14 protein-coding genes are annotated in these 13964 nt (G+C 41.0%); 9 read left to right on the plus strand and 5 right to left on the minus strand.

The window, feature by feature from the left end:
* The first annotated feature begins 14 nt into the window (after window positions 1-14).
* The 4 genes from BFP97_RS00420 (at window position 15) to BFP97_RS00435 (ending at window position 3931) form a co-directional block, all read left to right on the plus strand.
* Window positions 15-350 carry an arsenosugar biosynthesis-associated peroxidase-like protein gene (locus tag BFP97_RS00420; protein WP_069840523.1) on the plus strand — a complete coding sequence of 112 codons (336 nt, stop codon included), beginning with the start codon at window positions 15-17 and terminating at the stop codon, window positions 348-350.
* A gap of 1 nt (window position 351) precedes the next feature.
* Window positions 352-1410, plus strand: coding sequence for an arsenosugar biosynthesis radical SAM (seleno)protein ArsS (gene arsS / locus BFP97_RS00425; protein ID WP_069840524.1), 1059 nt, complete (start codon window positions 352-354; stop codon window positions 1408-1410).
* Between the two features lie 7 nt (window positions 1411-1417).
* Entirely contained in the window at window positions 1418-2389 is a 972-nt protein-coding gene (gene arsM, locus BFP97_RS00430; RefSeq protein ID WP_069840525.1) for an arsenosugar biosynthesis arsenite methyltransferase ArsM, read from the plus strand.
* Between the two features lie 90 nt (window positions 2390-2479).
* On the plus strand, window positions 2480-3931 hold the full coding sequence (locus BFP97_RS00435) for a hypothetical protein (RefSeq protein WP_069840526.1): 1452 nt from the start codon (window positions 2480-2482) through the stop codon (window positions 3929-3931).
* Between the two features lie 46 nt (window positions 3932-3977).
* Here BFP97_RS00435 and BFP97_RS00440 read toward each other — a convergent pair whose 3' ends face one another.
* Window positions 3978-5153, minus strand: coding sequence for a TolB family protein (locus BFP97_RS00440; protein WP_069840527.1), 1176 nt, complete (start codon window positions 5151-5153; stop codon window positions 3978-3980).
* 163 nt (window positions 5154-5316) lie between these two features.
* On the opposite strand from BFP97_RS00440, the gene BFP97_RS00445 reads away from it, so the two are divergent.
* Window positions 5317-7734 carry an ABC transporter permease gene (locus tag BFP97_RS00445; RefSeq protein WP_069840528.1) on the plus strand — a complete coding sequence of 806 codons (2418 nt, stop codon included), beginning with the start codon at window positions 5317-5319 and terminating at the stop codon, window positions 7732-7734.
* A 51-nt stretch (window positions 7735-7785) separates the two neighbouring features.
* Window positions 7786-8556 carry a MerR family transcriptional regulator gene (locus BFP97_RS00450; protein ID WP_069840529.1) on the plus strand — a complete coding sequence of 257 codons (771 nt, stop codon included), beginning with the start codon at window positions 7786-7788 and terminating at the stop codon, window positions 8554-8556.
* 1 nt (window position 8557) lies between these two features.
* Here BFP97_RS00450 and BFP97_RS00455 read toward each other — a convergent pair whose 3' ends face one another.
* Window positions 8558-9490 (minus strand): hydrogen peroxide-inducible genes activator, encoded by a 933-nt coding sequence (locus tag BFP97_RS00455; RefSeq protein ID WP_069840530.1) that lies wholly within the window; start codon window positions 9488-9490, stop codon window positions 8558-8560.
* 93 nt (window positions 9491-9583) lie between these two features.
* Here BFP97_RS00455 and BFP97_RS00460 point away from each other — a divergent pair, with 93 nt between their 5' ends.
* Window positions 9584-10042, plus strand: coding sequence for a Dps family protein (locus BFP97_RS00460; RefSeq protein WP_069840531.1), 459 nt, complete (start codon window positions 9584-9586; stop codon window positions 10040-10042).
* Complete coding sequence (locus BFP97_RS00465) at window positions 10039-10428, plus strand: acyl-CoA thioesterase (RefSeq protein WP_069840532.1); 390 nt, start codon at window positions 10039-10041, stop codon at window positions 10426-10428. The genes BFP97_RS00460 and BFP97_RS00465 overlap by 4 nt, the downstream gene beginning before the upstream one ends.
* A gap of 43 nt (window positions 10429-10471) precedes the next feature.
* On the opposite strand, the gene BFP97_RS00470 is transcribed toward BFP97_RS00465, so the two are convergent.
* The 3 genes from BFP97_RS00470 to BFP97_RS00480 are packed head-to-tail and all read right to left on the minus strand — an operon-like array spanning window position 10472 to window position 13173.
* Window positions 10472-10999, minus strand: coding sequence for an inorganic diphosphatase (locus BFP97_RS00470; RefSeq protein ID WP_069840533.1), 528 nt, complete (start codon window positions 10997-10999; stop codon window positions 10472-10474).
* Between the two features lie 15 nt (window positions 11000-11014).
* On the minus strand, window positions 11015-11938 hold the full coding sequence (rsgA, locus tag BFP97_RS00475) for a ribosome small subunit-dependent GTPase A (RefSeq protein WP_069840534.1): 924 nt from the start codon (window positions 11936-11938) through the stop codon (window positions 11015-11017).
* The gene (locus BFP97_RS00480; RefSeq protein WP_069840535.1) at window positions 11935-13173 is read right to left on the minus strand and encodes a 3-deoxy-D-manno-octulosonic acid transferase; all 1239 of its coding nucleotides are present in this window, start codon (window positions 13171-13173) and stop codon (window positions 11935-11937) included. The genes rsgA and BFP97_RS00480 overlap by 4 nt, the downstream gene beginning before the upstream one ends.
* A gap of 190 nt (window positions 13174-13363) precedes the next feature.
* On the opposite strand from BFP97_RS00480, the gene BFP97_RS00485 reads away from it, so the two are divergent.
* Window positions 13364-13957: a hypothetical protein gene (locus tag BFP97_RS00485; RefSeq protein ID WP_069840536.1), complete on the plus strand. Its 594-nt coding sequence runs from the start codon at window positions 13364-13366 to the stop codon at window positions 13955-13957.
* Window positions 13958-13964 lie beyond the last annotated feature (7 nt).

A 13964-nucleotide genomic window follows, 5' to 3' on the forward strand; every position in this document is an offset into this window, starting at 1 on the left:
ATAAAGCAATCACCATGTCTAAGACTTATTATAAACCTGAGGACCTAAAGAAGTTCTCGAAGATTACCGAATTACAAGAAGAACTAGGTACTAAATTTTTCGATTGGTATGGCAGTGTCTTCAAACCAGGGGCATTGACCGCCCGCGAAAAGGCACTTATAGCCTTGGCTGTATCCCATGCCGTGCAATGTCCTTATTGCATTGACGCCTATACCGATTCCTGCATGAAAAAGGGTGCAGATGAAGAACAAATGATGGAGGCTGTTCATGTAGCCGCTGCCATCAAAGGAGGGGCTGTACTTGTACATGGCGTACAAATGATGAATGAAATGGAAGATAAACTAATGTAAAATGGCACTTGCAACACAAAGCCTAAAGAAAACTAAGCATTGGTTATCCACTCCTGAGGAGCAGATCAAAGTGCTGAGCGATCATAAAGCCGTAGGTATACCTTCTTTTGAAGAAAAGATAGCTGATGCTGGCATAGACGTCCTTAAACCGGTGAGCGTTGAGGTTTTCCAGATCAATGTTGGCAAGATGTGTAATCAGGTATGTAAGCACTGTCATGTGGATGCCGGTCCTGATCGGAAAGAGATTATGACCAGAGCAACTATGCAACTTTGTCTGGATGCCCTGAAAAACCCAGAGATCAAGATAGTAGACCTTACAGGTGGAGCGCCTGAGATGAATCCTGAGTTCAGATGGTTTGTAGAGGAGCTTTCGAAATTAGGTAAGCAGATCATTGTCCGCTGTAACCTGACCATCATTTTGGCTAACCCTAAATACAACGACCTACCAGAGTTCTTCAAGAAGCATAAGATCAATGTCGTTTCTTCACTGCCTTCTTTTACCGCTAGACGGACTGATGCACAAAGAGGGGATGGAGTCTTTGAAAAATCGATCAAAGCGCTTCAAATGTTAAATGCCGTGGGCTACGGAAAAGAAGGAACAGGGCTCAAACTTGACCTGGTCTATAACCCTTCAGGAGCCTACCTTCCGGATGACCAGGTGGTGCTTCAACAAGAGTACGAGCGAAAGCTCAAAGAGACTTATGACATTGTGTTTAATGACCTTTTTGCCATAACCAACTTGCCAGTCAGTCGATTTTTGGATTACCTCATCAGGTCGGAGAATTATGAGGATTATATGAATGAGCTCACTAATGCCTTTAACCCAATGGCGGCCGCAGGTGTTATGTGCAGAAGCATGGTTTCGGTAGGTTGGGATGGTTACCTGTATGATTGTGACTTCAATCAAATGCTTGAATTGAAACTAACCAACGGAGCGCCAAATCATGTAAGTGATTTTGACTACGAAAAGGTAATGAACCGCGAAATTATTATTAACCAACACTGTTTTGGGTGTACTGCAGGAGCAGGGTCAAGCTGTGGAGGAACTACTACCAATTAATTGATTTATGGAAACTTATTTAGAAACTACAAAAGATATATACAAAGCAGCAGCCGAAACCCCTGATGTCGGGCTTTGCTGTACGACTACGCCTGTTTGGGCATTTCCAGAGTTAGAAATACCGCAAATCATGCTTGATATGAATTATGGCTGCGGTAGTACCGTGCACCCCAGGGATTTGATCAATAACCCAAAAGTCCTTTACGTAGGAGTAGGGGGAGGAATGGAGCTGCTTCAATTCTCTTATTTCAGCCGTCAGAAAGGTGGAGTAATTGGTGTCGATGTGGTAGATGAGATGATAGAGGCATGTGAGAATAATATGTCAGAAGCAGTTGCTAAGAATGCTTGGTTCGATCCATCATTCATTGATGTAAGAAAAGGAGATGCCCTTAATTTGCCGATCGAAGACGAGAGTATTGATGTCGCTGCACAAAATTGTCTCTTTAATATCTTCCATGAAGACGATTTGAAGAAGGCCTTGGAAGAAATGTATCGCGTTTTGAAGCCAAGAGGAAGGCTTGTATTGTCAGACCCTATCGCTGAGCAAGCAATGCCAGATTCGCTTAAGTTTGATGAAAGACTGCGTGGATTGTGCCTTAGTGGTGCCTTGCCGTTGGAAGATTACATTAAAATGATCACTGATGTGGGTTTTGGAACAATTGAGATTCGTGCAAAACGGCCTTATAGAATACTCGATCCGGAGAACTACGATACACCCAATAGAATCTTTATAGAAAGTGTTGAGGTAGCTGCCATTAAAGACCCCATGCCTCAAGATGGTCCATGCGTTTTCACTGGTAGAACCGCAATTTATACGGGTGACCAAGAATATTTTGATGATCATAAGGGTCATGTATTGCTTCCTAATCAACCCTTAGCCGTTTGTGACAAGACAGCGGCTAATCTTGAAAATTTGGAGAATAAGAACATTTGGGTTTCAGGAAGCACCTACTTCTACGATGGTGGTGGATGTTGCTAGGAACTAATCTTAAGACTGTAAAAATGCCAGCATCAGCTGGCATTTTTAATTTAGGGCCTTTGTGCTAAATTCATGCTTCAACTTTAGACTATGGCGCAATTAAGAAGACCTGATGACAACGAAGAGGGCAAGTTAAGACGATGGGTTTCCAACCTGCAATTAGAAAGTTGGCAACTAGAATTGTTGATCACAGGGTTCTCAATTTTCCTGTTGGCCACTGGTGTAGACCAGTATGAGGAGTTTAGTGCTTCGATTAACTTTAACAAGCTTGTTCCAAGCTCTTCTTCTAACGTAGTCTTCGTCAGCGCTGGAAGCTTTATTGTGAATACAATTCCGATAGCACTGAAATTCTTCTTGATCAGTTTGTTGATCCATCTGTTGCTCAGGGGATTCTGGATCGGGATTGTAGGGCTGAGTTCAGTGTCTAACTCAATTGACTTGGATTCTCTAAAGTTAAAAGGACCTTTTCGCAAGAAGTTACCGGGAAAGGTGAGGAGTCTGGATGATTTGATCTTCTATCTGGATAAGGTGTCCAGTGTGATTTTTGCCTATACCTACTTACTGGCCTTCTCCATTATATCGGTAGTGCTGGTATCAGCATTTTTGTTTTCACTATTAGGGGTTGGTGCTTTTTTCCAAAATTACATTGGAAGTAGCCCTGCGGTTACCATGATGATATCGGTACTATTCCTGATTCTTTCGGTGATATTGACTATATGTGCAGTAATCTATTTCTTGGATACCATCTTTTTTAGCACCTTCAAAAAGTCGAAATGGTTTTCAGTGCTCTACTATCCGATATATAGACTGTTTAGTCTTATTTCTTTATCGTTTGTCTACAGGAGCATTTACTATCACCTGATCACCAATTACAGTAAGAAGCAAATCATAAGTGTTACCCTGATACTCGGTGGTACCTTGTTTCTTGCGCAGCGTATCAATACATGGGAGACTTATCCATTCTTTCCAGAAGTCAGAAGTGCCAATCAGTACACCATGAATAAGGTGCACTACGATGATGAGCGCAGTAAAGGACATATACGTACAGCGAGTATACCTTCAAAGTTTGTCAAGAATGACTATTTGGAACTTTTCATCAGGTATTCACCACGAAGTAATCAGGTTTTAGATTTTCTGTGTCCAGAATTTAGAGGTCTCGAAAGGACCAATTCTTTCACCGAAGCTATGAATGCAGGTATGCGATCAGCACAAGATAGTACTGTGACTATGGAAGATCTTCTTGGTACGGATGAGAAATACGAAGAATTGGTGAAGTCCTCGTCACAGTGTCTGGGTAGCCTGTATGAAGTCTATTTAGACGGTGAGAAAATCGAAAATCCTGATTTTTTCTTTACCAGGCATGAAAACAAAGGAGAAAGAGGGGTAGAGACGGTGATAGATATCACCAATCTTGATCGAGGTCGTCATTTAATTCAAGTAAATCGTTTTGAGTTTAAGGGAAACCCATTCTTTGCTGAAGAAGTGTCTGAAGATCGTTTAGAGAACGAGATTTTTGTGAAGATTTCATTCTGGAAGGAATAGATTGGTGTAGTTGTTAGACGATCTTATGGGTCAATCATTAACCAGTTTATAGGTTTACTTTGACCCATTGGGCCGTTCTGACATGATTGATGTTTGTTAACCTCTTATTCTCAGACCCGTCTACCCTAATTTTCCACACATTGTCGGAATTTGGTTGTTTGGTAGGGTCAGAACCCACATAAAGGACCCATTCTTCGTCCGGAGATAGACTTAAAGAACTCTTCTCCAAGGGTTCCATATCTGTTAGTTGCAGGTGCGTACCTAATTCTGTGTTAATTATGACTATTTCGTTTTTTGCTGAGTTTGGATCCTGCCTTACATTTGCTATCAGCCTTTTGTTGTCCTTAAACCAAGCATGGTTTTCAACAAACACAGATTCAAACTGAGGAGCTAGTAGTCGATCATCAGTGCCATCGCTGTTCATTATTCTACTGGTTCGAAAATCAACTCCGAAAAGAGATGTTCTATCTTGTTTAAAAACTTCATAGACTATTTGACTTCCATCTGGTGACCAGATGGGAGTAGTAATCGCTTCACTAAAGGACCCTATGAAGATCGGATTAGAACCATCTCTGTTAATCACACAAACCCTCCAAAGTGCTTCCGTTTTTTCATCATTGGTGAAGTGGCGTGTTGCAAACGCTACTTTAGTACCGTCTGGAGACCATCTCGGTTTATAATTGTCTTTTATCTCAAGGTTAATAATTGAGGCCAGATTTATTTCTTCTTGCCCGTCCATGTCCAGTATAACAGCATCGTTTCTGTTTCCACCCGACTTAACCACAGCAATGGCAGAACCATCTGGGGATAACCAAGGGTCAGAGTATGTTGTTAGGTTTTGACAGCCACGAGTTAGAGCCCTGGCGATAGAATTTGTTTTTCTCTCAAAAGAAAGTGTAATCGGATCCAAGGAAAATATGTCTCGGGTTAAACATGGGCTGTTGACAGATGCGTGAAAGGTCACTTTAGAATAGTCGTTGGAAGTAGAGATAAATCCTGTCGACATTGAAGTATTGTGGGTCACCTCAGTGAGACTGATCCCTTCAGGATCTATGCATTTTAGCTCTCCAGTAAATTTTGAAAAAGGAGCACCTTCTGAATTTTCTATAAACAAGATCCTCAGATCAGAGGGTTTGACATCGATTGGCTTTGCATCATCCGTTTGGCAGGAATGTAGAAATACCGTCAAGGCAGCTGTGAAGAGTAAGTATTTTCCTTTCATACCTACATAGTAGAATTCACATGTGAATTCGCTGCATATAAAATCAGTGGTAAAAGTATTGTGAGTCTAAGCTTTAGAGGGTGTAGAATAATACGACCAACAAAATAATCCGCAAGAATTAACTGGTAGACTATTGATATCTTAATTGTGAAAACCCGATAGCATGATTAAGAATTACATCAAAGTAGCACTCAGAAATGTAGCCAGACAGAAGTTTTTTGCGTTCATCAATATCACCGGCCTTGCTGTGGGCATCAGCTGTTGCTTGCTGATTCTAACCTTCGTAATGGAAGAGTTGAGTTATGATAACTTCCATCCTGAAGTAGAAAGCACTTACCGTGTGGCTCTGGATAGGAAGTTCCCGGACAACCAGTTTATCTATGCGAGAAGCCCAATGCCTATGGGTAGAACTTTGGCTAGGGATTTATCTGCCGTGAAATCTTCTACTAGGATATTCAATCAGTTTGGAACCCTTACTTTTCAGATAGACGATCGATTTTTTGACGAAAGAAGTGTCCTTGCCGTTGACTCTACCTTCTTTGACTTTTTTGCCGTTGACTTCATAGAAGGGGACAAGGAAACAGCTTTAGACCTTCCTAACTCCTTAATCATTACTGAGGCGATGGCTACCAAATATTTTGGCAATGAGGATCCTCTTGGCAAGCAACTGACCATCCAAAATGTAGGAGAGATGCTGGTGCGAGGAGTCGTGAAGCCTATGCCTTCCAACACCCACTTTCATTTTGATTTTCTCTTTTCTTTAAGCACCGTTCCAGGATTGTACCGAAATGAGTTTTGGGGATCTTACAATGCTCATAACTACATCAAACTTGAAAGAGGAACTGACCCTGCGGAAATAGAGGAGCAAATAGAGGGGATCATAAAGACCTATATGGAACCACAAATTCAGAGTATTCTGGGGATCAGTTGGGATCAGTATGAAGCCGCTGGTAACGATCATAATTACTTTCTTCAACCGGTGTCTGATATTCATCTGAAATCTAATCACCAATGGGAACTGGAAGCCAATGGCAATGAAACGATAGTCTACCTCTTTGCCGCTATTTCCCTTTTTATCTTACTTATCGCGTGCATTAATTTCATTAATCTAACCACGGCCCGGGCGGCAAATCGAGCCCGAGAGGTTGGTATGCGAAAGGTATTGGGAGCTCTTAAGAAGCAGTTGGTTGTTCAATTTTTGACCGAGTCTGTGTTCATGTGTCTTTTCGCTACAATGGTGGCAATGGCCTTGGCCATTTTGCTAGTACCTTATTTCAATTCTATTTCGGGAAAGGCGCTGGACATCCAAGGTTTACTAGAACCAATTTTCATTGTCGGTCTTATAGTCTTCTCAATCATATTAGGTGTGGTTTCAGGCTTGTACCCTGCTTTCTTTTTATCTGCATTTAAGCCAGTAGCGGTGCTGAAAGGAAAAATGAGTAGTGGAGCAAAGAGTTCTTGGTTGAGAAATGGACTGGTTGTTTTTCAGTTTGGTATTTCGATCGTACTCGTTATCGGAACACTAGTCATCTATCAACAGATTCAATTCTTGAATGATAAGCCGCTTGGCTTTAACAAAGATCAACTGATTATTATCGAGAGGGCAGACCTGCTCAGAGATCAAGTTGAAACCTTTAAAAATATATTGCTTGATAATCCACAGATATTAGAGGTTTCTGGTACGAATACGGTGCCAGGCAGACAAGTCAATGGAGGAACATTCACTGATGTTACCGGTAATGCGAGTGATCGTTATCTAATGCCAAATATCAGAGGAGATTATGACTTGATCGAAACTATGGGTTTTGAGATCGTTGAAGGAAGAGCCTTTGACCCCGCTATAGTGACGGATTCATCGGCTATTATTGTCAACGAATCGGCTGTCAGAACTTTTGGTTGGCAAGACCCAATTGGCAAGCAACTGCAGCCGATTAACGGTCCAATCTCAACTGTAATTGGGGTGGTTAAAGATTTTCACTTTGAGTCTTTGCATCAACCCATTGGTCCTGTGGCCCTGTTTGCGGCTGATTTACAGGTGAGCAATCCTAATATCTTCTTGGCTAAAGTTTCAACACAAAACCTAGCCAGTACACTGGCTAGAATTGAAAGTGCCTGGGACGACTTTGTACAACAGCGGCCATTAGAAGTGGCCTTTGTTGATCAGGAGTTTGGACAATTATATGATGCCGAGGAAAGGAGCGGCAGGCTCTTTACTGCCTTTTCAGTTTTAGCAATAGTTATCGCTTGCCTAGGCGCTTTTGGATTGGCAGCATTTCTTGCGACACAAAGAAGCAAGGAGATAGGAGTTAGGAAGGTGCTTGGAGCATCTACTAGTAGTATTGTAGCGCTTCTGTCAAAAGAATTCGTCAAACTAATTCTTATTGCCAACCTGATCGCTTGGCCGGTGGCTTTTCTTTTAATGAGACAGTGGTTAGAGACTTTTGCCTACGCCATCGGTATCAACTTAATGGTCTTCGTACTAGCCACCTTAGCATCCTTATTTATAGCACTTTCAACGGTCTCGTTTCACAGTATTCGGGCAGCCTTGAAGAACCCCGCAGAAACTTTGCATCAAGAATAATTTGAAAAAGACTTGACTCTTACGTAACGTGAGCCACTTTCTTTGTTTGCAATGGAAAAGGGTCATCAGCAATATTCAGTAAAACAACTCTCTCAGTTGGCAGGAGTTAGCATTCGAACCTTACATCATTATGATGAAATCGGTTTGTTGAATCCAGCCAAACGGTCTGAAAAGGGTTATCGTTTCTACGGAAAGGAAGAACTCTTCAAGCTTCAGCAAATCATGTTTTATAAAACCCTTGGCTATGGCTTGGGGGAGATAAAATCAATTCTTAATGATGAGGGTTTCGACCTTATCACTGCATTGCAGTCGCATAGGGAAGTCCTGAAGAAACGAGCTGTTCATTTGGATAAACTGATGGTCACCATTGATAAAACAATCAATGAACTTAAAAACAAAGAAGGTATGATTACAGACAAAGAAATGTATGAAGGCTTTGATCCAAAAGAGGTAGAGGCAATTAAGACTGAAACGGCCGACCGATGGCCTGATGAAGCTAAGGAGACAGAGCATCGGATAAAGTCTATGAGCAAAGCAGCCTGGAAAGAAACCAAGCAGGAGGCTGAAGAGATTAACCTATGGCTTTCAAATCTGATGCATAAGCCTGTAGAAGATGTGGAGGTACAGAAAGTGGTCAAGCTCCATTTTGAACATCTACATCGGTTTTATGAAGTGTCAGAAGAGCATTATCGTGGTTTAGCAGAAATGTACGTGGAGGACGATCGTTTCAAAGCACATTATGATAAAGTCAAGCCCGGACTAGCGGAGTTTCTAAGAAAAGCAATTCAACAATTTTGCGACAATGGCATGGAGGTAGCATAATCTACCTCCATTTAATACGATTAAAGGTTTTGGCCTTCCGAAAGTGGGAAGGGATGTTTTCCAAAATTGCTCCTTTAATGATTTCTAATATGGCCTCTTTATTAAAGCTTTGGTGTACCACCATACTGATTTCTCTACTGGGTTCAGGTGCATCAAAACGTTTGATTCGATCATCTGAAGAAATCGTCTCCATTACCGAGAGTTCCGGAACAAGGGTATACCCCATATGATTCTTTACTAAGTTTTTGAGTGTCTCAATAGAGCCGCTCTCATAGCTTAAGTTGTTATTCTGAGCATTCTTCTTTTGACTACATACGCGTAGCACTTGATTTCTGAGGCAGTGCCCTTGGTTCAGTAACCATAAACCCTTTTCAGGAAGGTCAGAGGGTTGAATGTGCTCTTGAATGAAGAGTGGGTGTTGTTCAGCGCTATAAATAAGAAATGGCTCATTATACATGGGTATTTCGCGAAGGCCGTTTTCATCCAGTGGTGTTGCTAGAATGCCTATGTCTAACAAATCGTTTTTGAGGTCAGCAATGATCTGTTCAGATTCAATTTCTCTGATGACCAGATTAATCTTTGGGTTTTCATCTACAAACTGCTTCAGAAACCTCGGCATGAGATAGGGCGCCACTGTTGGTATTACACCAATCCTGAAAGTACCACTAAGATCATCTTTCTCCATACTGATAAAAGACTTCAGGCTATTCACTTCTCTAAGAATTTGTCGGGCACTCTCAATAACACGCAAGCCAGTTTTGGTTGGGGCAATAGGGTGCTTTGAGCGGTCGAAAATCTGAACACCCATTTCGGTCTCTAGCTTCTTGATCTGGAGGGTAAGTGTAGGTTGAGTAACGAAACAACTCTCAGCGGCATTTACGAAATGCCTATGCGTGTCAAGCGCAACGATATACTCTAATTGTTGCAATGTCATATAGATAAAATCTATATCAAATCTAGGAACATAAAGTTTATAAATAAAGTTATTCTAGTGCGAATTGATCAGAAAACTTAAAAGACAATAGATATGGAAACAACAATAGAAAATGCAGTTGTTGAGAAGCTCAATCAACTCTTAATTAACTATCAAGTTCACTATCAAAATTTGAGGTTATTCCATTGGAATGTGAAGGGTCCATTTTTCTTTATTCTTCATGAGAAGTTTGAGGAGTTGTACAATGAGGCTGCTCTTAAAATAGATGAGGTGGCGGAACGCATACTGGCCTTGAATGGTATACCAAAAGGCTCGCTTAAGAACATCTTGGCAAATGCCGATGTGGAATCGCATGAGGAAATTATGGAGGCTGACGCTATGGTAGAGGCTATCACTAAAGCAAATTTGGTACTCGTATCAAACTTGGGAGAACTTCTTGAAGAAGCAGGAAAAGCAGGAGATGAAGGTACTTTGGATATATTTACCAGCTATCTTCAAGAGTTACAAAAACAAAACTGGATGTTGAAATCCTTCTTAAATAAGAGCCTATGAATTTTCACACGCGCAAATGGGTAAAACCTGAAGATCTTAACCCTAATGGGAGCCTTTTTGGAGGCCGGCTCTTGGAGTGGATCGATGAGGAGGCCGCTTTGTATACAATTGTTCAGTTAGAAAACCGGAAGATTGTGACCAAGTTCATGTCCGAGATTAATTTTATTAATGCTCCGGTTCAAGGGGATATTATTGAGATTGGCATAGAAGCGGTGTCCTTTGGAAGAACTTCATTGACCATGCGATGCGAAGTCAGAAACAAGCTGACCAGAGAAGAGATACTCAGTATTGACCGTATTGTTATGGTGAACTTAGGACCAGATGGCAAATCGGCCCCTCATGGTAAAACCAAGGTGGAATTCGTGAAAGATAGATTGGAGGATTAAGGAGAAATAAGAAAAGGAAGGTTTAAACCTTCCTTTTCTTATTTCAAGCGAACTTTGCTTTGTAATCCTCTATACTCTTTTGAAAGATTTGTTGGGCCAGTGATCTGTTTTGAAATTTTTCGACAACGACCTCTTTCTTTTCGAGTTTCTTATAGTCCTCGAAGAAATTTCTCAACTCATTCAGCGTGTGCTCTGGAAGCTCCTCAATATTTTCGATATGACTTACTGACTTATCATGTTCTGCAACGGCAATGATTTTATCATCCGCTTCCCCTTGATCCAGCATTCGCATAACGCCAATGATTTTGGCTTCAACAATGCACATAGAGACGATAGGGATTTGTGAAATCACAAGGATATCAAGCGGGTCATTATCATCACAGTAGGTCTGAGGGATAAAACCATAGTTATGAGGATAGTACATAGAGCTATAAATGACACGGTCCATTTTAAGAAGACCACTTTCCTTGTCTAGCTCATATTTGGCCCTATTGTTTTTAGGAATCTCAATGATTGCATTAACGGTGGTGGGAAGGTTATCTCCCGGAGATACATCATGCCATGGGTTCATAGTCTTGTGTTTGCTTTATCGTCTGTTATCGTAATCTTCTAAAATACTTAGGTAGCTGTGATATCTGGATGCCTCAATCTTACCTTCTTCAAAGGCTTCCAAAACCTGACAACCAGGTTCGTTAGTGTGTAGGCAATTATTGAATTTACATTCACCCAAATATGCCCTCATTTCAGGGAAGTAATGACTGATCTCAGCAGCTTCCATATCGACAAGGCCTAGCTCTTTAATTCCTGGAGTATCAATAATCTTCGTGGAATTATCCATTTCGAACATTTCGGCAAAGGTAGTGGTGTGAGTTCCTTTGTTAGCGTACGTAGACACTTCTCCAGTCTTTTGCACTTGCCCGGGAACCAGTATGTTCAAAAGTGTGGACTTGCCTACACCTGAATGGCCAGCGATTAAGGTCGTTTTGCCTTTTAATAGACCCTTTAATTCCTCAATGCCTTCGTCTTCTAGTACAGAGATAAGGCTTCCCTTATAGCCGAGTTCTTCATACATCTTGATCAATTCATGACAAAAGGCAATACCATCATCATTTAGTAAATCCTTTTTATTGAAAACCACCAAAGCAGGGATTCGAAAAGATTCGGCACTGACCAAAAACCGATCAATAAACCCTAAAGAGGTCTTGGGAAAAGTGACGGTTGCTAAGAGTAATGCTTGATCTACATTGGCGGCAAGTATGTGGGAAAACCCTGTTTTGCGCGTAGATTTCCGAATTACATAGTTCTCACGGTCATGGATTTTGGTAATTACGGCTGACTTATCACCTTTTTCTTCTTCTTCCATCTCAACCCAATCCCCAACAGCAATTGGGTTATTGATCTTTATGCCATCCATTTTAAATTTTCCACGCAATCGGCTTCGAAAAACTTTGCCAGAGGCGTGTTTTACTTCATACCAGCTGCCTGTCGATTTAATCACCTGACCCTTCATACATTTTGATTTTTCAAGTAACTAATAATATGGTCTGTAGCGCCAGCGTTATTGAGAACATAATCTCTGCAAATATCCGATGTTGCAGATCTAAATGAATCATCTGAGGTAAGCTTTTCAAGGATTGTTGAAGCCTCGTCTTTTGATTTAATACTAAAGGCTCCTCCAAGCTGCTGTAACGCTAATGACTCAGGAAATTTCTCGAGCCCTTTGTCTCCAAAAACAACAGGTAAGCCAAAGGCCACGGCCTCTAGTATATTATGCAAGCCATCTCCAAAGGCACCACCGATATAGGCAAAATCACCATACTGGTAAACGGAAGATAGCATACCCATAGTGTCAAGTATGAGGACCTTTGTGTTACTTGGAATTTCTTGACCTGAAGTAAACCGATGCGTTTTCACTTCCAATCCCGATGTGATTTTCTTCACATTGAGATCATCGACAAGGTGCGGTGCTATGATGAATTTCAAATTTTGCGGTGAGGTGTTGATAAACTCGTCTAACACTTGCATATCGCTGGGCCATGCACTACCAATAACCATCAATAGTTCACCTCCCTTAAAGTTTTCTATGTCTTGGTAATGATCCGGTTGATCAATGGTTTTGAGTACTCGGTCAAATCGTGTATCCCCTGAAATACTGGCCTTCTCTATACCAAGGCCATTTAGTAATTGCAGCGATGACTCGTTCTGAACAAAGGTATGGTCAAAGAAATGCAGCATTCTTCGATGAAAAACTCCGTGACTTTTAAAAAAGATATGGTCTACTGTGAACAATGCCGAAAGGCTATATAGCGGTATATTTCTTTGGTTGACCTCATTCAAATAATGAAACCAATACTCATACTTGATAAAAAAGACAGATTTGGGCTTTACAATGTCTAAAAACTGTTTTGCGTTACGCTTTGAATCGATCGGCAAGTAGAAAACCCAATCTGCAATAGGATGGCTTTTTCTTTCCTCATAACCAGAGGGGGAGAAGAAAGTCACAAGAACTTGATTTTGTGGAAATAGCTCCTTGTAGGCTTCCATGACGGGTAATCCCTGTTCAAATTCGCCTAGAGAAGCTGCATGAAACCAAACGATGTTTTCGTTATCGTTTATAGCGTTTTTAAGGTCAGTTAATAGATTCTTTCTGCCGCTTACAAAGAGGCCTGCCTTCTTATTGAATAACGAAGCTATTTTGATGAGAAAATAATAACACCTGATCCCCAGGCTGTAGAATACAAGCATCGAATGCAAAAATAGGAAACTGACCAAATAGTAGTCTACTTAATAAAGATAATCAGGTTGCGAACAACATGTAAGTGCTTACTAATGAATAAAATCAGAGCAATACCATGAAGAATTTCATATTTTAGTTCCAGATAAGCTAATATTAGCTCATCAAACTCTTTGACACTAAAAACTAAACATCAAATCAATGCGCAAAACTTTTTTTCTAATTGCTTGTCTAACTGTGATCCTCTGGGGTTGTGGTGATGCAGGTGTTCAATCTGATGTTTCGAAAAACATTGGGATTGATCCGATTTCTGTGCGACTATCTGTGCCTGCTGCAGCAGTGGGGGTGTTGGTTGGACAAACCCCACCTATTAATGTTAATACCGGCCAAATTAATATCAGCTCTGACGAGTTTGATGAATATTTGGACGATACCGAGAGGTTTACCATCAATCAAATCACATATACAATAGACAACTTTCCAGCCGGAAGCTCGGCTGATTTGACTATTGATATGACCATTCAATTACAAGGGCAGAATCCTCAACAATTATTAACGACTAGAATTGATGATGTTCAGAATAACCCTGTAGACGTTCTCTTATTTGACAAAGATGCACCAGGCTCAGTGAATGCAGCAGCCATAAGCAGTCTTGAGCAAGCCCTTAAGGATGGTACTTCTTTCCAAGTTGCAATGACCATTGTAGGTGAAGATGTAACACTTCAGACCCAAGATGTCGATTTCGACTTCATTTTTAAGTTTGACGTCACCGCTAGAATTCAACTGGTAGATTAACCCTAAA

It is taken from the genome of Roseivirga sp. 4D4 (genome assembly GCF_001747095.1).
Lineage (GTDB): Bacteria > Bacteroidota > Bacteroidia > Cytophagales > Cyclobacteriaceae > Roseivirga.